The organism is Antarctobacter sediminis (assembly GCF_019218285.1).
Taxonomy (GTDB): domain Bacteria; phylum Pseudomonadota; class Alphaproteobacteria; order Rhodobacterales; family Rhodobacteraceae; genus Antarctobacter; species Antarctobacter sediminis.
In genome coordinates, this window is the sequence record NZ_JAHUZG010000001.1 from 1,175,823 (window position 1) to 1,199,998 (window position 24,176).

The window sequence follows — 24,176 nt, forward strand, 5'->3', positions numbered from 1 at the left end:
GGGTTACTCCACCTTTCCGAAGATCACGCTGGCGTTGGTGCCGCCAAAGCCAAAGGAATTCGACAACGCGTAGCCCACCTTGCGGTCACGCTTGGCGTTGGGCGCAAGGTCGATCGGCGTTTCCACCGCCGGGGTGTCAAGGTTGATCGTCGGCGGCGCGACCTGATCGCGGATCGCGAGGATCGAAAAGATCGCCTCGATCGCACCGGCGGCCCCCAGCAGGTGGCCGGTGGCGGATTTGGTCGAGGACATGGTGACATTGCCCGCGTGATCGCCCAGCAGCCGTTCCACCGCGCCAAGTTCGATGGTGTCCGCCATGGTCGAGGTGCCATGCGCGTTGATGTAGTCCAGCGCCGAAGGCTCCAGCCCCGCGTCCTTCAACGCGGCGCGCATGGACCGTTCGCCACCTTCGCCGTCCTCGGAGGGCGCGGTGATATGATAGGCGTCGCCCGACAGGCCATAACCGCAGACCTCGGCATAGATCCGCGCGCCGCGCGCCTTGGCGTGTTCGTATTCTTCCAGCACCACGACGCCTGCGCCTTCGCCCATGACAAAACCGTCACGGTCGGCGTCATAGGGGCGGCTGGCCGCCTTGGGGTCATCGCCACGCTTGGTCGACAATGCCTTGCAGGCGTTGAAGCCCGCGATACCGATTTCCGAGATCGCCGCCTCGGCCCCGCCGGCCACCATCACGTCGGCGTCGCCGTATTTGATCAGGCGGGCCGCGTCACCGATGGCATGGGCGCCGGTCGAACAGGCGGTCACAACCGCGTGGTTCGGTCCCTTGAAGCCGTATTTGATCGACACGTTGCCCGAGATCAGGTTGATCAGCGCGCCCGGAATAAAGAAAGGCGATACGCGGCGCGGACCCTTGTCCCGGATCAACAACGCCGTTTCGGCGATAGAGTTCAGCCCGCCGATCCCCGATCCGATCATCACGCCGGTGCGCAGGCGGTCCTCTTCGTCCTCGGGCATCCAGCCCGCATCGGTCACGGCCTGATGCGCGGCGGCGATGCCAAAGCGGATGAACTCGTCAACCTTGCGCTGTTCTTTCTTGTCCATGTAGAGGTCGGGATTGAACGTCCCGTCCGAACCGTCGCCATAAGGCACTTCGCAGGCATAGGTCGTGGCCAGATGGCTGGCGTCGAACTTGCTGATCGTGCCCGCGCCCGACTGACCGTCCAGAATGCGCGACCAGGTTTCATCGACTCCGCAAGCCAGCGGCGTGACCAATCCCAATCCGGTGACAACAACGCGACGTGTCATGCGCCTGCCCTTCTATCCTGTGTTCTTTGCTCCGCTCTTACCGCGCCTTGGCGGGCGGGGGCAAGTGCGGCGCGGCAACAGCGGCGCGCCGCCAGGTTCGGGGGGCATGTTTTCGCTGGGCAGAAGGCGGGGCGCGGATTGGCCGGGTTTCCCATCAGGTCAGAGGGGCGCGCGCGCCCCGCGTGGCATCCGCCCCGTGGGCCTTTCCCAAAGGCCAAGTGGGCCGCGCGATCAGCCGGGCAGCGTCAAGACCATGGCACCGCGGGGCGTGGCAACGACCGTATGTTCGAATTGCACGGTCTCGGCAGGCGGCACGCTGTGCAGGGTCCATCCGTCCGGTGCCTCGTCCGCCATCCGCCCGCCACGCGACAGAAAGGGTTCAACGGTCAAGACAAGGCCCTTGGTGATGCGGCGGCGGTCGCCCCGGTTGGGCCAAGTGGCGATTTCCTGCGGGTATTCGTGCAGGCTCCGCCCGACGCCGTGACTTGCGAGGTTGCGAATGAGTGTATAGCCGCGCTTTTCGGCAAAGCGCCCGATGGCAGCCCCGATACCTGCCAGCGGTTTGCCTGCCGCAACCTGCGCGATGCCGATCTGCATGGCGCGGCGACCGTCCTTGCACAGCCGGTCAGGCTGTGCCGCGGCAAGGCGAAAGCTGGCCCCGGTGTCTGCGAAATAGCCATCCTTGCTGGCAGAGACGTCGATGTTCACCAGATCCCCGGCCCGCAGCAGCCGGTCACCGGGAATTCCGTGGGCGATTTCTTCGTTGACGCTGATACAGGTGGCCCCCGGAAAGCCATAGGTCGCCTCTGGCGCCGGCACCGCGCCCGCCTGGTCCAGCAGGCGGCGCCCGAGATCGTCGAGTTCGCAGGTCGTCATGCCCGGCTCTGCCGCGCGGATCATCGCCTGCAAAGTGTTGGCGACGATGCGCCCGATGACCCGCATCCCGTCAAGTTCCCGTTCCTGAGTGATCGTCATGACGTGCCTTTCGTGTTCCACCGCCTTGGCCTGCCGGTCGGTCAGGCCGAAGGCAGGCCATGTTTTTCGCCTCAGGCCCAGTCGGCCCCAAGATCCGCCCGCGCACGGTCAATCCAATGGTCGGCCAGCCAGCCGCAGGGTTTGGAATAGCGGATGAAAGACCCGGAATAGCCGCCGATGGCATCGGTCATCTTGGGCCGCCCGTGAAAACAGACCACCCGCGCATCGGCGGGCAGTTTCGGCGCGCGAAAATAGTTCAGAGGGAAGGGGTTGCAGTCATATTTGAACGACACGACCCAAGGGTCCGGGATATAGGTGAACAGGTCGCGATCCATCGCCTTGTGCGAGGTATAGCGCTGCTCCGACCCGCGCGCCTGCTCGACCTCTTCATAAGGATTCGCGGCAAGGTCATCGTACAGAAACCCATGATCCACCGGATCAAAGCGAAACACAGATCCGTGGCCGGTGGGGCGCCCCTTGCGTTTCTCGGTCCAGTCGTGGCGCATGGCCACCGTGCCCGGGGCCAGATCGTGGATCTCGTCCAGCGAGCCGGTGATGACCACGTCAAGGTCGAAACCCAGCACCGGCCCTTGCAGGTCGGGCACAAGCCCGGGGCGAAACAGGGACGTCTTGCGCATCGCGCCTTGACGGTTGGCCACCGCAAGCGCCGCGTTCATCGGTTCGGCGAAAGGTTCGACCGGCAGATCCAGCACCTCGATGTCCGGGTGCAGGCCCTGCGCGTCCTCGGTCATCACCATGAAACGGATCGGCCGCGTCATGTTGCGCCGCACGCCGGAATACAGCCGGTTGACATATTCGGGACCAAAGAGCGTGCCCCATTTGATGCACATGATGTTGACGGTACTCATGCCGCGCCCCTGCCCGTTCCAGATGTCTTGCCCCGATAACAATGCCCGGCACGGAATACCAGCGCTTGCCGCGGCGCGCGGCGGACGCTAGGGTCAGGACGGACCCGAAACAGGACGGAGGCCATGATGGAGATTGCATGCCCCCTCCGGGCCGCGCGCTAAGTTTCAGCTCGCCGCCCGTGCACGCTGACCTGACCGCCCCGGCGGTCCTGATACGCATGTCTGAACGGGACTTCTAACATTGACTGATACCACTCTCGCCGACCTTGGATGGTCGGCACGTTTCGCGCGCCAATTGGGCACCGAGGACGCCGGGCTGACCCCCGCCCGGCTCGTCGAGGTGCATCGCGACCGGCTCCGGGCGCTCACGCCCGGGGGGCCCTGCGCGCTCTTGCCCAGCGAAAATACCGGCGCCTATGCCGTGGGCGACTGGGTGCTGAGCGACGGCACACAGGCTGTGCGCCGGTTGGAACCCACAAGCGACCTGACGCGCCGCGCCGCCGGGCGCGAGGCAAAGATCCAGCGCATCGCCGCCAATGTCGATACGCTGGGAATCGTCACCAGCTGCAACGCGGATTTCAACGTCGCGCGGCTGGAACGCTATCTTGCGCTGGCCCATACGGCGGGATGCCTGCCGCTGGTGGTTCTGACCAAGGCCGATATGGCCGAGGATCCGGGCGACTATCTGCGCGCCGCAGAGCGGCTCTCGCCGCTGCTCACCGCGCTGTCACTGGATGCCACCGATCCCGAAGAGGCGCTGCGCCTCCAGCCTTGGTGCCGTGACGGGCAAACGCTGGCTCTGGTCGGGTCGTCGGGCGTGGGCAAGACCACGCTGCGCAACGCCCTGACCGGGGAAACCGCCGCCACGCAGGGCATCCGCGAGGATGACGCCAAGGGGCGGCACACCACCACGCACCGCAGCCTTGTGCCCACCACAGCGGGCGGATGGCTGATCGACACGCCCGGAATGCGGGAACTGCAACTGGCCGAGGCCGATGACGGGATCGAGGCGGTTTTCGAGGATCTCGAGGAACTTGCCGCCCAATGCCGTTTTCGCAACTGCGCCCATCAGGGCGAACCGGGCTGTGCCGTTCAGGCCGCCATCGCCGCAGGGGCGCTTGACCCCGACAGGCTGGCCCGCTGGGAAAAGCTGAAACGCGAGGACCGCTACAACAGCGAAACCGTCGCCGAAAGCCGCGCCCGCGGCAAGGCATTCGGCAAGATGGTACGCGAGGTGACAGGCCGCAAAAAGCAACAGCGGCGCGGCCCCTCCTGACCCGACAAACGCCGTCCCGTCGCCGGGGCGGCGCGTGGTGGGACGGCGGGCGGGGCGATCTGTCCCCGGGATCTTTTCCGGGGACAGTAGCGGCGCCAGTCGCCCCACCCTGCCTTTACGATGCCACGGGCATCCGCCGTTCCACCACTTCGGCCCACCACGAACACCCGGCGGGGATCGCCTCGTCGTTGAAGTTGTAGGCCGGGTTGTGCACATCCGCAGTGTCGCCGTTGCCCACAAGGATATAGGCCCCCGGACGTTCCTCGAGCATATAGGCGAAATCCTCGCCCCCCATGGTGATGGGCGCCTCACGCTCGCAAGCGCCAGAGACAGCCTCGGCCACATCGGCGACAAAACGGGTCTGCTCTTCGTGGTTCACCATCGCCGGATAGCCCGGGATCCAGCGCACCGCCCCGTCACAGCCAAAGGCCGCCGCGGTGCCCGAGGCCACCGCCTTGATCCGCTCTTCGCCCAGCGCGCGGTTCTCTTTTGACATGGTGCGCATGGTGCCGCGCAGGGTCACATGGGCCGGGATCACATTGAACGCCTTGGACGAACTTTCGATCGAGGTGACAGAAACCACCATCTGGTCGTCGGGGTTGGAATTGCGCGACACGATGCTTTGCAAAGCCGTCACCACATGGGCCGCAGTCACCAGCGGATCGGTCGCCTGATGCGGTTTCGCCGCATGCCCGCCCTTGCCCGTAACGGTGATCTCGAATTGATCGGTTGCAGCGAAAAAGGCACCGGGCCGGATGGCAAAGCTGCCCACGGGCATCCCCGGCCAGTTGTGCATCCCATAGACCTCCTGAATGCCCCAGCGCTCCATCATACCGTCGTCGCACATTTCCTTGCCGCCGCCGCCGCCTTCTTCGGCGGGCTGAAAGATCACAACGACCGTGCCATCGAAATTGCGCGTCTCGGACAGGTATTTCGCCGCGCCCAGCAACATCGCCGTATGGCCGTCATGGCCGCAGGCATGCATGGCACCCGGCGTCTTCGAGGCATAGTCCACCCCGGTCTGTTCATGGATCGGCAGCGCGTCCATGTCGGCGCGCAACCCGATCACCTTGCCCGACCCGGACTTGCGCCCCTTGATGACGCCGACAACCCCGGTCCGGCCGATACCTGTCACCACCTCGTCACACCCGAAGGCCTCCAGCTTTTCCGCCACCAGCGCCGAAGTCCGGTGCGTTTCGAAAAGGATCTCGGGGTTCTCGTGGATGTCCCGCCGCCAGGCGGTGATCTCGTCCTGCAATTCTGCAAAGCGGTTCTTGACCGGCATCGTAAACACTCCTGATACGGGTTGATTGGGTCGACCGCGTGACCCTGCCAGCGCGCCACGCCCGACGCAAGGCCGACCCACGGGACAGAGGGTGGATTTTTGACCCCATGGTCAAAACGACGCCATCCATCCGCCCGAAAAGGTCAGAGGTTCGGCCCGGGGCGCAGACGGGTCCCGTCGAAAAACCGCCCCATGCGAAACCGTGCATGATCATGCCCCGGATCGCCGCCCGTCGCCAGATCCACGGCCACCCGGCCAAATCCCGGCCCGATGCCAAACCCGTGCCCGCACATGCCGGTGGCAACAGTCAGCCCCGGCAGCGCGCCCACCCGGTCAACCACCGGCACGACATCAGGCAGAACGTCGATCATCCCGGCCCAACGCGCGGCCACCGGCACCTCGCCCAGCGCCGGATAGGTCTCGGCAAAACGCCGCGCCACCCGTGCCAGTTTGCGCCGGTTCGGCACCGGATCAAGGATGCGCATCCGCTCGAACGGGCTTTCCCCCTCGGCGCTCCACTGGCGTGGCGTGGTGAAGGCATCGGGCCACCCCCGGGGCTGCGGTGCCCGCAGATGCACGTCGAATTCCCCCGACAGCGCCAACGGCAGATAGCGCCGCAGATGCCGCAACGCATCCGGTCCAAGGAACAGTTCGGCAAAGGCCGCAGGCGCCAGCGTGTAACCGCCATCCGCACGCGGACGGAAAGCCAGCCGGTCATCCGCCGCCGCCGTCCCCACAACCTGCGGCAACGGGCCGGTGGCCATGACCGAAGACCGCACCGACAGCTGCGGAATATCAAGACCATGCCGCCGCAGGAACAACGAAGACCACGCGCCGCCCGCAAGGATCACCGCCCCCGCCCGGATGCGGCCCGCTTCCGTCACCACGCCCGCCACACGCCCCGCCTCGATATCCAGCGCCCGCACTGCGCAGGATTCGCGGATCACTGCACCCTCGGCCCGCGCCAGGCGCGCCAGTTCGGGCACCGCGACCCAAGGCTCGCCCTTCATGTCGCCCGGCGTGTGCAAAGCGCCGACCCAATCCGCCATGGGCTTTCCCAGACGGCCCGCCACCATCTTCCGGTCCCAGATCTCGGACCCGACACTCAAGGGCTCCGCAGCAAGACGCCACGCCTCGAAATCCGCCATCTCCTTGTCATCGCGCGCAAGATAGGTCACCCCAAGCGTCCGCAGCCCCAGCCGCCCACGACATTCGACATCCAGCGTGCGCCACAAGGCCTGCGCCTCCAGCGCCACCGGTATCTCGGCAAGGTCCCGACCCTGCACTCGGATCCAGCCCCAGTTGCGGCTGGATTGCTCGGCCGCCACCCGCCCCTTTTCCAACAGAACCACCGAAAGCCCGCGCCGCGCAGCAAACAGCGCCGCAGATACTCCGATCACCCCGCCACCGATGACAACCAGATCCGCCTCTGCCGGCAAGTCTCCGGCAAATTCTGCCCGACCCATCTGGTGGAATGGAAAACTCATCTCAACACCTCCGCCAACTCGAACCCCATCGTCATCACCCAGATCACCCGCTTGCCATGGGGGGCTCTGCCCCCGCCTCCCTTCGGTCGGCTCCCCCGGGATATTTCCGGACAGAAGAAGCCCAAGACCGAAGCCTTCTGTTTTCTTCTGTCGGAAAATATCCCGGGGGTGAATTGGCCGTCAGGCCAAGAGGGGGCAGCGCCCCCTCACCCACCGCTCAGCCAAGCGATTCCAGCAGTCGTTCCATGAACCTTTGCCCTTCGGAAAACTGTGCGAGCGTAATGTATTCATCCGGCTGGTGGGCCACGGTGATGCTTCCCGGGCCGCAGACCACGGCTTTGTAGCCCGCCGCCTGAAAGTGGCTGGCCTCGGTGCCGTAGCTGACGAAGTTTTCGGAGTTATCGCCTGTGATACGGCGGACAAGCGCTTCGGCGGTGTTGTCCGGTTCCGGGGCGAAGGGGGGCAGGTTGAATTTCTCCGTCAGCTCGATTCTTGCCTCGGGGCGGATCGCCTGCATACCCGCGGTCAGTTCCGCGACTTTCGCTTCGGTCAGGTCGCGCCATTGGTCGAGGCTTTCGCCCGGCACAACGCGATAGCCAAAGCCGAATTCGCAGTCCTTGGCGGCGATGTTATGTGCCGTTCCGCCGTGTATCTGGCCGACGTGGACATTGGTGTAGGGCGGATCGAAAAGGCCCGCCATGCCGGTGGGGTCAGCGGCCTGAAGTTCGTCGTTCAGCCGGTTGGCCCAGTCGATCATCTTTGCGCCCCACATGATGGCGCTGACGCCGGTATGCAGGAGCGAGCTGTGCACCTCGTACCCATGCACATGCACCCAGTAGGTGACGCCGCCCTTGTGGCCTGTCACCGCCTTCATCATCGTCGGTTCGCCCACGATGACGTCCTCTGCGCGGGGCAGCACCTGCATCGCTTCGATCAGCGGCGGCGCACCGGCACAGCCGATCTCTTCGTCATAGGACAGCGCGATCTGCAAGGGCCGCGTGACACCGCGGCGATGGGCCTCGACCAGCGCCCAGATCGCCAGTGCATCAAAGCCTTTCATGTCGGTGGTGCCGCGCCCGTAGAGCCGCCCGTCCCTTTCGGTCACTGTGAAGGGATCGCCGGACCAGTTCTGACCGTCCACCGGCACCACGTCCGTATGACCCGAGAGGATGACGCCGCCTTCGACCATGGGGCCGACATGGGCAAAAAGCGCCGCTTTTTCCGGCTCGTCCGGTTTGACGTGGCGATGCACAGTGATGCCATGGCCGGAAAGGTAATCCTCGACCCAGTCGATCAGAGGCAGGTTGGTGTCGCGGCTGACGGTTGGAAAGCTGACCAGCTTGTCCAGCAGCGCGCGCGGAGAGAGCAGCTCGCCCATGGGCACCTCGTGTTCGGGGATCCTTTCACAATGCCTGTCACGGCACGGCGATGTCCGCAACCACCGGATAATGGTCCGATGGCCAGTCCCCGGCCCTTTGGCCGCGCAGGGCCCATGGTCCGCCCAGCAGGGTCACATTCGGGGCGCGGCCCAGCCGGTCGATGGCGGGCAGGATGTGCAGCCCGCGGTTGAAGTGGAAACTGCCCCCCGGCGGATCGGCAATTTCCAGCCCGGCGTCACGCAGGATCCGAACCGTCCGCCAGCCCGCCAGAGCGTTCATGTCCCCCAGCACCAGCACCGGCATGCCCGCCGCCAGCGCCGGTTGCACATGGGCCGCCAGTTGCCGTGCCGCGTGACGCCGCTTGGCCGCGTCGAGAAAGTGGAAATGCACATTGTAGACCCGGAAGGCGCGCTGGCCTTGGCCGGGGGCGGAAAACTCGGCCCAAGAGGCATAATACAGCCAGAAGCCACGGCGCTGGCGGTCCCGGGCCACGACCTCGGGCGCGTCGTAGAAGAACCAGCCGTGATCCAGCAGGCGCAGTCGGTCCTGCCGGTAGAAGATCGGCTGCCGCGTGGGGAAACTGCGCCAGTCGCCCGTCGCCGCCAGCCCGTACCCCGGGTTGCGCGCCAACAGCCAGTCACGCGCAAGGTTCACGTCGCGGTTTTCGTCCGGGCCGATGCTGACCATTTCCTGAAAGGCGATCAGGTCCGCGCCAGCCTCTTTGAACACCGCGTCAAGCGCGTGTTTGCGGCTGTGCCAATCGGCCACCGACCAAGGGCCGCGCGCCTCGGTCATGCGAATGAAATGGACGTTATGGCTGGCCACGCGCAGGGCATCGGGGGCGGGTCGCGGCAGAGATACGGGCCGCGCGCATCCCGCCAGCAGGGCGGCCATCAGCATCAGCAAGACAGCCGCGTGGCGCATTCCCTCTCTCCGTTCAGTAACCGCTGTCGGTGGTCAGCACGAAATGGCCCGGGCTGACCTCGTTGTATTCCGAGGGTGCCGGTTCATAGCCCACCGGGTGGATCGGCGAGGGAATCGGTTTGAAGTTCAGATCCTTTTCCGACTTGCGCTGGCGCGGGTCGGCGATGGGAACCGCCTTCATCAGGGCGCGGGTATAGGGGTGCTGCGGATCTTCGAAAACCGCGCGGCGCGGGCCAAGTTCGACGATGCGGCCAAGGTACATGACCCCGACCCTGTGGCTGACCCGTTCGACTACCGCCATGTCGTGACTGATGAAGAGATAACCCAACCCAAGGTCCGATTGCAGTTCCATCATCAGGTTGATGACCTGCGCCTGCACCGAAACATCCAGCGCCGAGACGGCCTCGTCTGCCACGATCAGCCGGGGCCGCAGCGCCAGCGCGCGGGCGATGGCGATCCGCTGCCGCTGACCGCCCGAAAGTTCATGCGGATAGCGGCGCATGAAGCTGCGCGGCAATTCCACCCGGTCGAACAGTTCTGCCACGTGGTCATGAACCGCACTGCCGGTGTCGATGCCGTAATTGTGGATCGGTTCGGCCACCTGATCGGCAAGCTGCAACTGCGGGTTCAGCGAGGCAAAAGGATCCTGAAAAATCATCTGCATGTCGCGCCGCGCCTCGCGCAGCCCGCTGGGCGACAGGGCCATGACATCGGTTCCGCCAAGGTCGATCTTGCCCTTGAGCGGTTCGACCAGCCGCAGGATCGACCGCCCGGCCGAGGATTTGCCACACCCCGATTCGCCGACAAGGCTGAGCGTCTGGCCCTTGTTGAGCGTGAAGGAGACATCTTCGACCGCATGGACATTGGCCACCGTGCGACGGAAGAAACCGCCCTTGACCGGAAACCGCGTGGTCAGCCCCTCGACCCGGAGCAGCGGTTCATCGGTGCCGGGGATCGGTGCGATCTTCTGATCGTCGCGGCCCACCAGTTTCATCGGTTCGGGCAGGTCCGTGCCCGTCATCTCGCCCAGCTTGGGCACCGCCGCCAACAGCGCCTGTGTATAAGGATGCTGCGGGTTTTCGAAGATCTCTTCGACCGTGCCTTCCTCGACCTTGTTGCCGCGGAACATGACGACAACGCGGTCGGCCATCTGGGCCACGACGGCCATGTCGTGGGTGATGAACATCACCGCCGTACCGGTTTCGCGTTTCAGGCGATCCATCAGTGCAAGGATTTCCGCCTGAATCGTCACGTCCAGCGCAGTGGTCGGTTCATCAGCGATCAACAGGCGCGGCTTGCAGGCCATGGCCATGGCGATCACCACCCGTTGACGCATCCCGCCAGAAAGTTCGTGCGGATATTGTTTCAGGCGCCGCTCCGGTTCGGGGATGCGCACCTCGCGCAGCAATTCGATGGCGCGGGCCTCTGCCTGTTTTCTGGACATGCCGCGATGCACGCGCAGGCCCTCGGTCAGCTGCCGGCCCACGGAAAAGACAGGGTTCAGCGCGGTCATCGGCTCTTGGAAGATCATGCCGATCTCATTGCCGCGAATGTCGCGCATGTGTTTCTGATCCATGGTGCGCAGGTCGACCTGCCCGCCCTCCTTGCGGTCGAACAACAACCGTCCGCCCGCAATATCGCCGCCGCCATATTCCACCAGCCGCATCAGCGACAGCGAGGACACCGATTTGCCCGAGCCGGATTCGCCCACCACGCAAACGGTTTCCCCCGGTCCGATGTCGAAACTGACATCTTCCACGCCCACCACCGGGCCATCCTTGGTCTGGAACTCGACCCGCAGTTTCTCGATCCGGGCGATGGGCCCGGCGGTCGCGGTGTTCGGTGCACTGTCCAGCATATGCGCTCCCCTTCGTCTTGGGGGATGAGGCTAGGGGCTGCGGGAAGCCCCTGTAAAGACCTGCCGTGCTTTTACGCTAGGCAATGCTTGCTTTTTGCGCAGCGTCACGCTTCGATGGGGTCAGAGTGGGGGGAACAGATCAACTTTGCCCGGTTCGGTATTGAAATCGCCGGGACGAGTGTCCGACCATCCCACCGAAACCAAAAAGGACCGGGGCTTACCTGGTCCACCCAACATGGAGAATTAGCATGAAGCTCAAGACCCTGATGCTCGGGGCCGTTGCCACGTTTGCACTGGCTCCCGCCGCTTTTGCCGAGCGGGCGTCGGACGGCGACGTCAAGATCCTGTATTGGCAGGCACCGTCGATCCTGAACCCGTTCCTGTCGGGCGGCACCAAGGACGTTGAATCCTCGTCCATGATCATCGAACCGCTGGCGCGCTACAACGAAAAGGGCGAACTGGTGCCCTGGCTGGTGGACGAAGTGCCAACCGTGGCCAATGGCGGCGTCTCCGAGGATCTGACCACCATCACCTGGAAAATCACCCCGGGTCTGAAATGGTCGGACGGGTCGGATTTCACCTCCGAGGACGTGAAGTTCACCTATGAATATTGCACCCACCCCGAAGGCGGCTGCGCCCAGTTGACCAAGTTCGAAGGTGTGAAATCCGTCGAAACCCCGGATGCGCTGACCGTCGTGGTCACCTTCGAAGGCGCGACCCCGAACCCCTATGGCCCCTTTGTGGGCGGTGAAAGCCCGATCCTTCAGAAGGCCCAGTTCGAAAGCTGTGTCGGCGCAGCGGCCTCGACCTGCACCGAGCAGAACTTTGGCCCCATCGGCACAGGCCCCTTTGTCGTCACCGAGTTCAAGCCGAACGACGTGATCACCATGAAGGCCAACGACAACTATCGTGACCCGGCCAAGCCGGCCTTTGCCACCGTGACCTTCAAGGGCGGCGGTTCGGCGGCTGCGGCGGGCACAGCCGTGATGGAAACCGGCGAATTCGATTACGCCTGGAACCTTCAGCTGGCGCCCGATGTCATCGCCAAGATGGAAGAAGGCGGCAAGGGTGTGCCGGTCGCAGGCTTTGGCCCGCTGCTGGAACGCATCATGCTGAACAACACCAACCCCGATCCGGCGCTTGGCCCGGACGAACGCTCGGTCGTGCGCCCGCACCCCTTCCTTGGCGATCCGGCGGTCTACAAGGCGATGTCCATGGCCATCGACCGTCCGCTGCTGGTGGAAATCGGCTATGGTCAGGCCGGCAAGATCGGCTGTTCCTGGGTCCCCGCACCCGAAGCCTTTGCCTCGACCTTCGATGGCTGCGACGTGCAGGATCTTGAAGGTGCCAAGGCGCTGCTGGACGCGGCGGGCATCGTCGACACCGATGGCGACGGCGTGCGTGAAAAGGACGGCGTGCCGCTGTCGATCGTTTACCAAACCTCCGTCAACGCCGTCCGTCAGGACTTCCAGGCGCTGATCAAGGACTGGTGGGAACAGATCGGCATGGAAGTCGAGCTGCGCTCGATCGACGCCTCGGTCTTCTTCGGTGGGGACGCCGGTTCGCCCGACACCTTCCAGAAGTTCTATGCCGACGTGGAAATGTACGCCAACACCTTCAACGGCACCGACCCGCAGGCCTACCTGGGCAACGGTCTGTGCGACAAGGCTCCGCGTCCGGAAACCCAGTGGCAGGGTGAAAACATCAGCCGCTTCTGCATGGAAGAATACGATGCCCTGCACAAGAAGCTGTCGGAAACCGCGGATATGGCGGAACGCCAGCGCATCGGCCGCGAGCTGAGCGCCATGGCGATCGAAAACGGCGCGATGATCCCGCTGGTTCACCGCGGCCGTCTTTCGGCGCATTCCAACAGCCTTGGCGGCGTTGTCCTGAACGTCTGGGACTCCGAGCTGTGGAACGTTGCCGACTGGTACCGGATCGACTGATCGCGTGACAGCCGGGGCGCGCCCGTCGCGCCCCTTCCGCAGGCCGGACCCACTCCGGCCCGGCCTGCCCCCGGCCCCAAGCCGCAATAATCAGAGGCGCTAGATGCTCTCCTATGCGACGCGACGTCTGATCCTTTCGATCCCGACGCTTCTCTTCATCAGTTTCGTCATTTTCATGCTGCTTCAGCTCGCCCCCGGCGATCCCATGGCGCAGGTTCCGCTGACCGTTCCGCCGGAAGTGAAACAGAAGATGCGCGAGGCGCTTGGCCTGGGCGAACCGCCGTTGGTCCAATACTGGAAATGGCTGGTTCAGGTCTTCTGGACGGAACCCAAGGTCTTTATCGACTGGGCCTTTGGCACGAACATGACAGAGGGCGCGCAGCGCGTGATCTCTTGGCAGACCCGTTCGCCGGTCATGGACATCATCATCCAGCGCATTCCCCAGACGCTGTGGGTGGTGGGCACCGCCTATGTGGTGGCCATCCTGATCGCCATTCCGGTCGGGGTTTATTCGGCCTACAGGCAGTATTCGGTCTTTGATCAGGCGGGCACCTTCGTGACGATGATCGGGTTCTCGATCCCGCCCTTCTTCACCGGTCCGCTGCTGATCGTGATCTTTTCGGTCCAGCTTGGCTGGTTCCCCTCGATCTACGACACCACGCATCAGGTCACCGACTGGGCCAGCTTCAAGGTGCAGCTTTTGCAGATGGTCATGCCGGTGATGGTCCTGGCCTTGCAGATCACCGCGCAGCTCAGCCGCTACATGCGCGCCTCGATGCTGGACAACCTCAATCAGGACTATGTGCGCACCGCCCGCGCCAAGGGCCTGAGCGAAGCCATCGTCGTCAACGTCCACGTGGTCCGCAATTCGATGATCCCGGTGGTCACGGTGATCGCGCTGGGGATCCCGTCGATCTTTGGCGGCGCAATCATCACCGAAAACGTGTTCAAGGTGAACGGGATCGGCCAGTTGCTGATCACCGCGCTTTTTGCCAACGATCTGCCGATGGTCATGACGCTGACCTTCATCTTTGCCGTGCTGATCGTGCTCTTCAACCTGATCGCCGACATCCTCTACGGCCTGCTTGACCCGAGGATCCGCTATGACTGAGACAAACGCATCCATTCAGGCCATCGAGGCGCTTCAGGACAAGGGCCCGTCGAAACCGCCCCGCTCTCGCGGGAGGGACGTCTGGGACCAATTCCGCAAGCACAAGGGCGCGATGTTCGGCCTTGGTTTCCTGATCTTCATCACGCTGGCGGTGCTGGTGGGGCCGTGGCTCTATCAGGTGGATCCGCAAAAGATCGACATCCGCAACAAGGATTATCGCCCGATTTACGTGGCACTCTGGGATTCCGATGCCAAGACCGGGTGGATCAAGCCCTTCGGCTCGGACCAGCTGGGCCGGGATCAGCTGGCGCAGATGATCGCCGGGGGCCGCGCCTCGATGGCGGTGGGCTGGGCTGCGATGATCCTCAGCCTTGTGATCGGCACGGCGGTCGGCGTCATGGCCGGCTATTTCAAAAAGCTGGACGGCATCCTGATGCGGACGACGGACCTGTTCCTGTCGCTGCCGATCCTGCCGCTGCTCTTGCTGGCCGTGACATTGTTCCGACAACCGCTAAGGGCGAATTTCGGGCCAGAGGGCGGGATGTTCATCCTGATCGTCACCATGATCGCCATCACGTCATGGATGCCCACGGCGCGGATTGTGCGCGGCGACATCCTTGCCATCAAGGAACGCGAGTTCGTGCTGGCGGCGCGGTCCATCGGCACCACGCAGGGCAAGATCATCCGGCGGCACCTGCTGCCCAACGTGCTGTCTCCGATCATGGTCTCGGCGGCGCTGGGTCTGGCCACGGCGATCATCACGGAATCGGCGCTGAGCTTCCTTGGCGTCGGCTTTCCGTCGGACTTCCCCACCTGGGGCAAGATGCTGGCCGACGCGGTGGTGCGGATGGAGGAATTCCCCGAACGCGTCCTGCTGCCCGGCATCGCCATCTCGCTGACCGTCTTGTCGGTGAACTACCTCGGCGACGGTTTGCGCGACGCGCTGGATCCGCGCATTCGCGGCCGCTGAACACTCCCCCGCCCGGTGCCCGCGCAGGGCATCGGGCGCGGTTCGGGCCTTGGCCCTACCCTTCTCCCGTGCATCGACATCCCGCCAAAACCCGTGCCGCACGGGCCTTGTCGGCCATGATGGTAAAAAAAGGATAAGCCGCCCGCGGCCCGGCCCACGCCCCGAACAGGCGCATGGCCCGACGCAAGGCGTGTGGTCAGGTTGTTCCACTCCCAAACCCTGTTTCGGAAAAGCGTTCCGGCAGGACTCCGCACCCCTAAAGAACCAGTGCTTGCAAGCCGGCAACTTCGCCCTCATTTGGAAAAAAATTCCTGAATCGCGGAGTCTGCCATGTTTGAAACCCTCGGCTTTGAAGAGCTGACCGCCCCGCAGGTGGTGGTCTGGTTCGCCCTGATCCTTGGCGCGGTCTTCGGCCTGCTGGCCGAGCGCACGCGGTTCTGTTTCCGGCGCGGGCTGGTGGGCGAAGATCGACGCGCCGCCATGGGCGTCTGGCTGACTGCGCTGGCCGTGGCCGTTCTGGGCACCCAAGGCGCGGTGGCGATGGAATGGATCACCTTCGAGGATCACCGGTTCTTCGCCCCTGACCTGCCGATTGCCGCGATCCTCGTGGGCGGTGCGCTGTTCGGCGCCGGCATGGTGCTGACACGCGGATGCGTCTCGCGGCTGACGGTGCTGACCGGCTCCGGCAACCTGCGGGCGCTGACGGTGCTGGCGGTCTTTGCCGTGGTCGCCCATGCCACGCTGAAAGGCGTGCTGGCACCGCTGCGCGTGACGCTTGCGGAAACCACCGTTCCGCTGGGCGACAACGTCAGCCTTGCCGCCCTGCCCGGTGGCGCGACGCTCTGGGCGGCAGTGATCGCCCTTGCCGCGCTGGCATTTGCGCTGCGCTCGGGCAACCGCTGGCAGGCGCTGGTGGGCGGCGCGCTGATCGGCGCGCTGGTGCCCTTGGGTTGGGTCGGTACCGGCTTTATCCTCTACGATGATTTCGACCCGATCGCGATGGAAAGCCTCGCCTTCACCTCGACCTGGGCCGATACACTGTTCTTCACCGTCGCTTCCACCTCGATCCCGGCGAACTTTGGCGTGGGTCTCGTGGGAGGCGTGCTGCTGGGCGCCTTGCTCTCTTCGCTGGCGGCGCGCCGCTTCCAGTGGCAGAGCTTTACCAGTCCGGCCGAAACCGGTCGCTACCTTGCCGGGGCCGCTCTGATGGGCGTGGGCGGTGTGCTGGCCGGTGGCTGCACCGTGGGCGCGGGTCTCTCGGGCGTGCCGACCCTCTCGGTCGCGGCCCTTCTGGCGCTGGCCGCCATCGCCGCCGGCGGCCTGCTAACCAACGCGCTGCTGACTGCGGCCCCGCGTGGGGCCGCACTGCAACCGGCCGAGTAACACAAACGCCCCCCAAGACAAACGGCCCCGGATTTCCGGGGCCGTTTTCCTTTTCCCCACAGGGCCCTGTCCCTCGGAGGACCAGTGCTCCCTTCGGGCCAACCCCGCCCCTCCTCGCACCTCTTGGGCTCCGCCCGTTGCCCGCTCAATCTGTCCCCCGGACAGATTGCCACCTTCGGTGGACCGGTGCTCCCTTCGGGCCAGGGCTCCGCCCCTTCGCACCTCAATCTGTCCCCCGGACAGATTGCCACCTTCGGTGGACCGGTGCTCAGCCATGTTCCCCGGAGCCATCTCTCGCTTGAGGCCGATCAGGGCCAGACCGGGGCGCGATGCAAGGAGGCGCAGCCCCACGCATCGCGTGGCTTGTCCTTGCATCGGGGCACGGTCTGGCCCAGGCCCTCAGAAAAGCGAGGGTTGGGTCCGGGGATCATGGCGCGCCTGTTCCCTGGTGAATCCCGAAGCAGCAAACGGCGCCGAAGGCGCCGCGCAAAGGGCCGGCGGGCGGGCGCCTTTGCGGCAAAGCCGCAAACAGTCCCGTCCCGCCGGGCCCCTTACAAATCCGGGCCCGTGCCTTCGACGTGGTGGCGGATCCGGCGGATCATCAGCCAGACAATCAACACCACGGGCAGCGTGACCAGCGCCGTCATCATGCCTTTGCTCATCGCCATCAGTTCCGCCACCGGGTACAAAAGGTATCCCGCCAAAGAGACCGCGTAATAGCTGATCGCCACCACCGACAGGCCCTCGACCGTCTTTTGCAGCTGCAACTGCAACTCTGCCCGCCGGTCCATGCTTTCCAGCAATTGCTGGTTCTGCGCCGACCGGCCAACCTCAACCCGGGTGCGCAACAGATCCGCGGCGCGGGTGGCCCGGTTGGTCATGCTCTCCAGCCGCAACTCGGCGCTCTTGACCGTGCGCATGGCCGGATCGTAACGCCGCATCATGAATTCCGAGAAGGTCTGCCGCCCCTGGAACCGTTCCTCCCGCAAGACTTCGATCCGCTGACCGACGATGGCCTCATAGGCCCCTGTCGCGCCCAGGCGAAAGGACATCCGCGCCGACAGGCTTTCCAGCTCGGCCGAGACCTTGAGCAGCGATTTCAGCGTGCTTTCCTCCTGCCCTTCCTCATCGGTCATGACCTGCATCAACCGCGTCAGCTCGTTGTCGATCTGCCCCATGCGGGCCGAGATCTCACGCACGCGGGTGAACCCCAGCATCGACATGGCCTTGTAGGTCTCGATCTCGCACAGGCGCTGCACGATACGTCCAATGCGCCGCTGGCCGATGCCTTCGCGGGTAAAGACGGCAAAGCGCTGATGGCCGGCCGGGTCGATGCGGAAATCCCCGGCGATGACCGCATCGCCGTCGATCACCTCGCTGACCGCGATGCTTTCGGGCACCAGCCAGTCATTGAGTTGACGGCTGATCGTGGCGTCATCTCCCTCGGCGCGGGTGTCGATCCGCAACATGGCCGATGTCACACGCACGCCGGGTGCGCGGGCCAGCCAGTCTGCCGGGAAAACGTCAAAATCCATCGGGTCAAAGGGCCGCTCACCCAGACCGGGAAGAAACACCGTGTAGGTCACAAATTCGGTGTGCTGTTCCCATTTCAGGCGGTACTGGCCAATCTGCCCCTGATAATGCGTGGCCCCCGGTTGCGGATGCGGGGCTTCGTGACGGTCCAGAAGATCGGTCAGATGGGCCAGATCGGCGCTGCGATCGCGTGAGGCCGCGTCCCGCGGTTGTTTGATCGCCAGATAGATCGCCCGGCAAGGCGCCGTCAGCGACGGAAAGGGACGCGCGTGCAGTTCATTTGCCAGCTTGTAGCGCAGCGGGTGGTCCTGGATCGGGGGCATGGGCGTGGGCTCCGGCGTGTCGGGCGCAACATCTTATGCTGCGACTGCAAAGTAAAGGGCAAATAACTTGCCTTTTCAACATCTTACGGGGATACCACCGTATACCGACAGGTTTCCCAGCCGAATCATGTGGTTGCCCCTTACGTAGGGGAATAGGTGGTGAAGCTTTCGTAGGCCTTGCGGGGCCCCTGCACCCGCCAACGCACCCGCCAGACCGGCCAATCGGTGAAGTCATAGGCCCCGTCATATTGATCCGGCGGGCACCAATGGCCAACCTCGCCGCCGCCGGGCGGCACGTTGTGGAACAGGCGCCCGTCTTCGAAATACACCGTCAGATCCGGACCCCAGCGATAGCACCGTTCGGCCAGAAACGGCCCCTGCCCGGCCAGCATGAACTGGCCTTTTTCGGAATAGACCGCGCCTTCGGGAACTGCGCGCCAGTTGGCGCTGCCGTCAAAGCGCCCCTCGGTGCCGTCATCCTGTCGGATCTCGCGCGCGACGGACCATGTCCCGATGAAGTCTCGTAATTCTTTGCCTGGCACGCCTGCCCCCTGTCGACGGCCCCCAGAATCGCGAAAGACGGCACCCCGGTCAAGGGCACCGTCCGGCCTGTGTCAGCAGCGTTCGGGTCAGACCGCCGTCACACCCCAGCCCTGAAAGATTCCGCGGACCTTGGGCGTCAGGAACCCCTTGCCGCTGGCATATTGCGGCAGGCTGAAGGACGATCCGGCGTTGACTTCGACAACCACGGGACCGTCATCGGTGATGCAGATATCGGTGCTCTGATACTTGAGCGGTGTGTGCAGTTCAGTCACCCGCGCGTTCACCTCCAGCACCCGATCCCAATGCGGCAGGGTCTCGCCCACCAGAGGGGCGTCGGTTTCGGGGTGGGTCTTTAGCTCTTTCAGGCCGGGACCGTCATGGGCCACCAGCCGCAGCACCTGGCCGGTTTCCGGGTCGATGTTGCACAGCAGGTTGCCGGGACGCCAGAAATTGTCCGCAAGGTTGCGCGAGGTGGGCAATTTCAAAACTGCGGAGGGCACGTACAAACCGTCGTCGCTCAACATGCTGACCATGCGGACCGTGGCCGCGGCGCTGGTGAACTGACGGATGAACGCGCAGTTTTCGACCACCTCTTGCAGCAGGAACGCGTCCTTGCCGATCACATGTTCAAAGAACTTGTGATAGGTCATGCCGCCCTGTTCGCGCAGGTAGACCATCTCTTGGTCCGCGTTTTCGATCATAAAGACGCCGACGCTCATCAGCCCGCGGTTGTGCTTGCCGAACAGGGGCAGTTCGACGCCGCCCAGCAGGAAGTCACGCAGATCCTCCGCCGACCGCAGCACCGTGCCGCCGGCGTATCGCCGTGTGCCGGGATCGACGATGGCGCGGGTCTGGGGGGCGGCGATGCCGTCCTCGGCCAATACGCGGCCGCTGAGCCACTTGTCCTCGGTCACGGCAAACCACGAGGTGTCATTGCACTGGTGGATGACATCGTTCTGGACACGGGCCCCGACAAAGGCTTCCCGGGCCTCGCCCTGGATCGCCTTGTCGAAGAGGCCGAACTTGACGTATTCGTCGAAAAAGATGCGCGCCTTGCCGCGTTTCGCCCGCATCATCTCCAGCGCGATACCGGCCGGGTTACGGCCGCTCTGCCGCGACGCATGCAGGATCAGACCCGACACATTGGCGTCCAGCTTTTTGGACCATTGTGCGCGGTCACGCTGAACGATGGAGGTGGGGCTTGCGACGGCTGTGGTCATTGAACTGCTCCGAATTTTATCTTCTTTCCTTCGAAGTGCTGCCGAATTGAGGCAAATCCTTGGCGCAGTCAGAACAATTTTCGGATAAATCGCGTTTTCGTTTCCGATCAGGGGACAATTTTGCACCGACAATTCGTCGCGACAGTCCATGTCGCATTGTAGCGCGGCCTGTCCTTGCCTATGAGCGGGCTGATCAAGAGTCACCGCAAGAGGCTGCCCATGATCCCCCGCTATTCCCGCCCCGAGATGGTCGCCATCTGGAGCCCCGAGACCAAGTTCCGCATCTGGTACGAGATCGAGGCCCATGCCTGCGACGCGCAGGCCGAGCTGGGCGTGATCCCCAAGGAAAACGCCGAGGCCGTGTGGAAGGCCAAGGACGTGGAGTTCGACATCGACCGCATCGATGAAATCGAACGCGAGACCAAGCACGACGTCATCGCCTTCCTGACCCACCTCGCCGAACATGTCGGCAGCGACGAGGCGCGCTTCGTCCACCAGGGCATGACCTCTTCGGACGTGCTGGACACCTGTTTCAACGTGCAACTGGTGCGCGCCAGCGACATTCTGATCAAGGATCTCGAAGGCCTGCTGGAGGCGCTGAAGCGCCGCGCTTACGAACACAAGGACACGGTCCGCATCGGGCGCAGCCACGGCATCCACGCCGAACCCACCACCATGGGCCTGACCTTCGCGCGCTTCTACGCCGAGATGGACCGCAACCTGTCGCGGATGCGCGATGCGCGGGCAGAGATCGCAACAGGCGCGATTTCCGGCGCCGTGGGCACCTTCGCCAACATCGACCCGGCGGTCGAGGAACATGTCTGCGACAAGCTGGGCCTTGTGCCCGAACCGATCAGCACGCAGGTCATCCCGCGTGACCGCCACGCCGCCTTTTTCGCCACGCTGGGCGTGATCGCCTCGTCGATTGAAAACGTCGCGGTGGAAATCCGCCACATGCAGCGCACCGAGGTGCTGGAAGCGGCGGAATTCTTCTCGATGGGGCAAAAGGGTTCGTCCGCCATGCCGCACAAGAAGAACCCGGTGCTGACCGAGAACCTGACCGGCCTTGCCCGCCTTGTGCGCATGGCCGTGGTGCCGGCCATGGAAAACGTGGCTCTCTGGCACGAGCGCGACATCTCGCACAGCTCGGTCGAACGCAACATCGGCCCCGATGCGACGATCACGCTGGATTTCGCGCTGGCGCGCCTGACCTCGGTGATCGACAAACTGCTGGTCTATCCGCAGAACATGCTGGACAACATGAACAAGTTCCCCGGGCTGGTCATGTCGCAGCGTGTGCTGCTGGCCCTGACGCAGGCCGGTGTCAGCCGCGAGGACGCCTATCGGCTGGTGCAGCGCAACGCCATGAAGGTCTGGGATCACCGCACCGATTTCCGCGAGGAACTGCTGGCCGACGAAGAGGTGCGCGCCGCGCTCTCCGAGGAAGAGATCAACGAGAAATTCGACCTTGGCTATCACACCAAGCATGTCGACACGATCTTTGCCCGCGTTTTTGGCGACTGAGTGACACGGCCCGCCAAACAGGCGGGCCGGTTCGCATTGCCGGTGGCGGGGGCCTCCGCCGCAAGTTTGTTTTTGTCGTGTTCCTGTTGCGTGCTACCTTTCCGGGTATTCGCAACAGGAGGACTTTGAAGATGACGCTGAAGACCATTCTTGCCGCGGCCGCAATTGCCCTCTCTCCGGCGCTGGCGATCGCAGCCTGCTTTGACCATACCGAACAGGCCATGAGCTGTGCCGACGGCATGACCTACGACACCGAAAAGAAAGCCTGCGTGCTGGTGGCAAGCTGATCCACCTGCGCCCCGCATGCACAATTGGTCACACGACCCGGGCGGCCCTCTGCGGCTGCCCGTTTTTATTCGCGATTATGCGCGGCTATCGGGCGCGGCGGTGCTCCCCGGCCCCATCGGCCATGTCAGACAAGGCCAGCAGCATCTGTTCCAGCTTGTCGAGTTCATCCTGCGCCTGTTGCGGATCGCGCCGGGACAGCCGCGCGCGGGCCATGCGCAACGTTCGCAGCATCCGAGACACCGCCGGCGCAAGATCGGTGCTGATGCGGTCGCTGAAATCGCTGACCAGTTGCGCCGCCTCGCTGTCCTTGAGGATCCGGCGCTGGGACAGAAAAGCGCCGGTCATATCCCAGATCGACCGCGCCGAGAGATGATCCTTGGACAGCGCCGCCACGGACCCGTCCAGTTGCCGCGGATCGTCATTGGTCACCACACAGATCATCGTGTCCGATAGTCGGCGGTCGGCGCGCAGTTCGCGGGCAAATTCCGATCCCAGCCCGTCAGGCATGCGGTTGTCGATCAGGATCAGGTCAGCCCGCCCCTGATCCAGAAAGGCCCGTGCCTCGGCCAGAGTGGCGCATTCATACATCCGCAGCCCCGGCCGTTCGCGGCTGACGCAGCGTTTGATCATGTTACGGTCAAACGTATCGTCATCGACCACAAGACAGGTCGCAACCGCCTGCTCTGCCCCCGGGTCCTGCATCATGGTCCGCATCCGTCCATCTTTTGCATCCTTGCCGGTCAGGCTGCGCGCCCACGATTGACGGGCGCTTAACCTGTCGGGGAAATTTAGCAACAATTGCAGATATTTCGCACCGCCTTTCCGGGCATCAGGCTTAACGGGCCGGAAACCTTGTCGCGCTAACCCTGTCTTCAATACCCAACAACATGGTCGGAAAGAAACGCATGTCTGCCCTCGCTGCCCTGCCTGCTCCTGCCGCCGCCGTTCCCGGTGGCAAGCCGCGTCTCAGCCGCAAGGCCAAGGCCGCCATCATCGTTCAGTTCCTGCTGAACGAAGGGGCCGATGTCCCGCTGTCCGCCTTGCCGGATGAATATCAGGCCGAGCTGACCATGCTTTTGGGCAACATGCGTTACGTCGACCGCGAAACCCTGAACGCCGTGGTCGAGGAGTTCTCGAACGAACTGGAATCGGTCGGCCTGTCCTTTCCCGGTGACATGGCGGGCGCGCTGTCCGCGCTGGATGGCAAGATCAACCCCCACACCGCGATGCGCCTGCGCAAAGAGGCCGGCGTCCGCCAGACCGGCGATCCCTGGGCCCGGATCAACGCGCTGGACATCGACCGGATCAAGGATCTGGTGATGTCCGAAAGCACGGAAATCGCCGCCGTCATGATGTCCAAGATCGACGTGGGCAAGGCCGCGCAGGTGCTGGCGAAACTGCCCGGCGACAAGGCACGGCGGATTTCCTACGCGGTGTCGATGACAACCGGTGTCACCCCTGATGCGGTGGACCGGATCGGCCTGTCGCTGGCCGCGCAGGTGGATGCCGAGCCGCCCAAGGCCTTCAAGGCACGGCCCGACGAACGGCTGGGCGCGATCCTCAATTATTCGAACACCAATGTCCGCGAAGAGCTGTTGCAGAACCTCGAACAAGAGGATGCCGTCTTTGCCGAGGCGGTGCGAAAGGCGATCTTTACCTTCGCCAACATCCCGGAACGGCTGAACCCGATTGATGTGCCCAAGATCACGCGCGACGTGGCCCCCGACATGCTGGCCATGGCGATGGCGGCGGCGGGGAATGGCGCCCCCGAAGAACAGAAAGCGGTCGAATTCCTCTACGACAACATGTCAAAACGCCTTGGAGAAAACATCCGCGAAGAGGCCGCGGCACTGGGTGAGGTCAAGGCCAAACCCGGGGAGCGGGCCATGGCCGCGGTGGTCGGCGCGATCCGAGATCTTGTCTCGGTCGGCGAAATCGAACTGGTCAACCCGGACGAAGAATAGGCGCGCCGCTTGCCGCGCCGCCGGTCGGGGCGTACATAACCCCCGGACCACA

Annotated in this window: 20 protein-coding genes; 8 read left to right on the forward strand and 12 right to left on the reverse strand. The window is 64.3% G+C overall.

From position 1 onward, the window contains the following. Positions 1–3: 3 nt before the first annotated feature. The 3 genes from fabF to KJP30_RS05695 form a co-directional block, all read right to left on the reverse strand. A complete protein-coding gene (gene fabF, locus KJP30_RS05685; protein ID WP_218448013.1) occupies positions 4–1,266 on the reverse strand; it encodes a beta-ketoacyl-ACP synthase II in 1,263 nt (420 codons plus the stop codon). A gap of 231 nt (positions 1,267–1,497) precedes the next feature. Further along, positions 1,498–2,241 (reverse strand): type I methionyl aminopeptidase, encoded by a 744-nt coding sequence (gene map, locus KJP30_RS05690; protein ID WP_218448014.1) that lies wholly within the window; start codon positions 2,239–2,241, stop codon positions 1,498–1,500. 71 nt (positions 2,242–2,312) lie between these two features. Then, positions 2,313–3,110 carry a glycosyl transferase gene (locus tag KJP30_RS05695; protein WP_218448015.1) on the reverse strand — a complete coding sequence of 266 codons (798 nt, stop codon included), beginning with the start codon at positions 3,108–3,110 and terminating at the stop codon, positions 2,313–2,315. 241 nt (positions 3,111–3,351) lie between these two features. Here KJP30_RS05695 and rsgA point away from each other — a divergent pair, with 241 nt between their 5' ends. After that, positions 3,352–4,386 carry a ribosome small subunit-dependent GTPase A gene (gene rsgA, locus KJP30_RS05700; RefSeq protein WP_218448016.1) on the forward strand — a complete coding sequence of 345 codons (1,035 nt, stop codon included), beginning with the start codon at positions 3,352–3,354 and terminating at the stop codon, positions 4,384–4,386. Positions 4,387–4,501: 115 nt separating this feature from the next. Here rsgA and KJP30_RS05705 read toward each other — a convergent pair whose 3' ends face one another. The 5 genes from KJP30_RS05705 to KJP30_RS05725 form a co-directional block, all read right to left on the reverse strand. Beyond that, positions 4,502–5,671: a M20 aminoacylase family protein gene (locus tag KJP30_RS05705; RefSeq protein WP_218448017.1), complete on the reverse strand. Its 1,170-nt coding sequence runs from the start codon at positions 5,669–5,671 to the stop codon at positions 4,502–4,504. A 143-nt stretch (positions 5,672–5,814) separates the two neighbouring features. Next, positions 5,815–7,158 (reverse strand): NAD(P)/FAD-dependent oxidoreductase, encoded by a 1,344-nt coding sequence (locus KJP30_RS05710; RefSeq protein ID WP_218448018.1) that lies wholly within the window; start codon positions 7,156–7,158, stop codon positions 5,815–5,817. Between the two features lie 217 nt (positions 7,159–7,375). Continuing rightward, positions 7,376–8,536 carry an acetylornithine deacetylase gene (gene argE, locus KJP30_RS05715; RefSeq protein ID WP_218448019.1) on the reverse strand — a complete coding sequence of 387 codons (1,161 nt, stop codon included), beginning with the start codon at positions 8,534–8,536 and terminating at the stop codon, positions 7,376–7,378. A 37-nt stretch (positions 8,537–8,573) separates the two neighbouring features. Continuing rightward, positions 8,574–9,461, reverse strand: coding sequence for an endonuclease/exonuclease/phosphatase family protein (locus KJP30_RS05720; protein WP_218448020.1), 888 nt, complete (start codon positions 9,459–9,461; stop codon positions 8,574–8,576). A 13-nt stretch (positions 9,462–9,474) separates the two neighbouring features. Further along, positions 9,475–11,319: an ABC transporter ATP-binding protein gene (locus KJP30_RS05725; protein ID WP_218448021.1), complete on the reverse strand. Its 1,845-nt coding sequence runs from the start codon at positions 11,317–11,319 to the stop codon at positions 9,475–9,477. 248 nt (positions 11,320–11,567) lie between these two features. On the opposite strand from KJP30_RS05725, the gene KJP30_RS05730 reads away from it, so the two are divergent. The 4 genes from KJP30_RS05730 (at position 11,568) to KJP30_RS05745 (ending at position 16,729) form a co-directional block, all read left to right on the forward strand. Next, the gene (locus tag KJP30_RS05730) at positions 11,568–13,265 is read left to right on the forward strand and encodes a peptide ABC transporter substrate-binding protein (RefSeq protein ID WP_218448022.1); all 1,698 of its coding nucleotides are present in this window, start codon (positions 11,568–11,570) and stop codon (positions 13,263–13,265) included. A gap of 103 nt (positions 13,266–13,368) precedes the next feature. Further along, positions 13,369–14,376, forward strand: coding sequence for an ABC transporter permease (locus tag KJP30_RS05735; protein WP_218448023.1), 1,008 nt, complete (start codon positions 13,369–13,371; stop codon positions 14,374–14,376). Then, positions 14,369–15,346: an ABC transporter permease gene (locus KJP30_RS05740; RefSeq protein WP_218448024.1), complete on the forward strand. Its 978-nt coding sequence runs from the start codon at positions 14,369–14,371 to the stop codon at positions 15,344–15,346. The genes KJP30_RS05735 and KJP30_RS05740 overlap by 8 nt, the downstream gene beginning before the upstream one ends. 330 nt (positions 15,347–15,676) lie before the next feature. After that, on the forward strand, positions 15,677–16,729 hold the full coding sequence (locus KJP30_RS05745) for a YeeE/YedE family protein (protein ID WP_218448025.1): 1,053 nt from the start codon (positions 15,677–15,679) through the stop codon (positions 16,727–16,729). Positions 16,730–17,280: 551 nt separating this feature from the next. On the opposite strand, the gene KJP30_RS05750 is transcribed toward KJP30_RS05745, so the two are convergent. The 3 genes from KJP30_RS05750 to KJP30_RS05760 form a co-directional block, all read right to left on the reverse strand. Then, a complete protein-coding gene (locus tag KJP30_RS05750) occupies positions 17,281–18,585 on the reverse strand; it encodes a DUF3422 family protein (RefSeq protein ID WP_218448026.1) in 1,305 nt (434 codons plus the stop codon). Positions 18,586–18,725: 140 nt separating this feature from the next. Next, entirely contained in the window at positions 18,726–19,127 is a 402-nt protein-coding gene (locus tag KJP30_RS05755) for a DUF6314 family protein (RefSeq protein WP_218448027.1), read from the reverse strand. A gap of 87 nt (positions 19,128–19,214) precedes the next feature. Beyond that, positions 19,215–20,348: a sugar-transfer associated ATP-grasp domain-containing protein gene (locus tag KJP30_RS05760; protein ID WP_218448028.1), complete on the reverse strand. Its 1,134-nt coding sequence runs from the start codon at positions 20,346–20,348 to the stop codon at positions 19,215–19,217. Between the two features lie 219 nt (positions 20,349–20,567). Between KJP30_RS05760 and purB the strand changes: the two genes are divergently transcribed. Together purB and KJP30_RS05770 are read left to right on the forward strand one after the other, a co-directional pair. Next, positions 20,568–21,872: an adenylosuccinate lyase gene (gene purB / locus KJP30_RS05765; RefSeq protein ID WP_218448029.1), complete on the forward strand. Its 1,305-nt coding sequence runs from the start codon at positions 20,568–20,570 to the stop codon at positions 21,870–21,872. Between the two features lie 131 nt (positions 21,873–22,003). After that, on the forward strand, positions 22,004–22,159 hold the full coding sequence (locus tag KJP30_RS05770) for an adenylosuccinate lyase (protein WP_218448030.1): 156 nt from the start codon (positions 22,004–22,006) through the stop codon (positions 22,157–22,159). A gap of 85 nt (positions 22,160–22,244) precedes the next feature. Here the strand turns inward: KJP30_RS05770 and KJP30_RS05775 are convergent, their stop codons facing one another. Next, a complete protein-coding gene (locus KJP30_RS05775) occupies positions 22,245–22,865 on the reverse strand; it encodes a response regulator (RefSeq protein WP_218448031.1) in 621 nt (206 codons plus the stop codon). Positions 22,866–23,065: 200 nt separating this feature from the next. Here KJP30_RS05775 and KJP30_RS05780 point away from each other — a divergent pair, with 200 nt between their 5' ends. Beyond that, complete coding sequence (locus KJP30_RS05780; protein ID WP_218448032.1) at positions 23,066–24,124, forward strand: FliG C-terminal domain-containing protein; 1,059 nt, start codon at positions 23,066–23,068, stop codon at positions 24,122–24,124. Positions 24,125–24,176 lie beyond the last annotated feature (52 nt).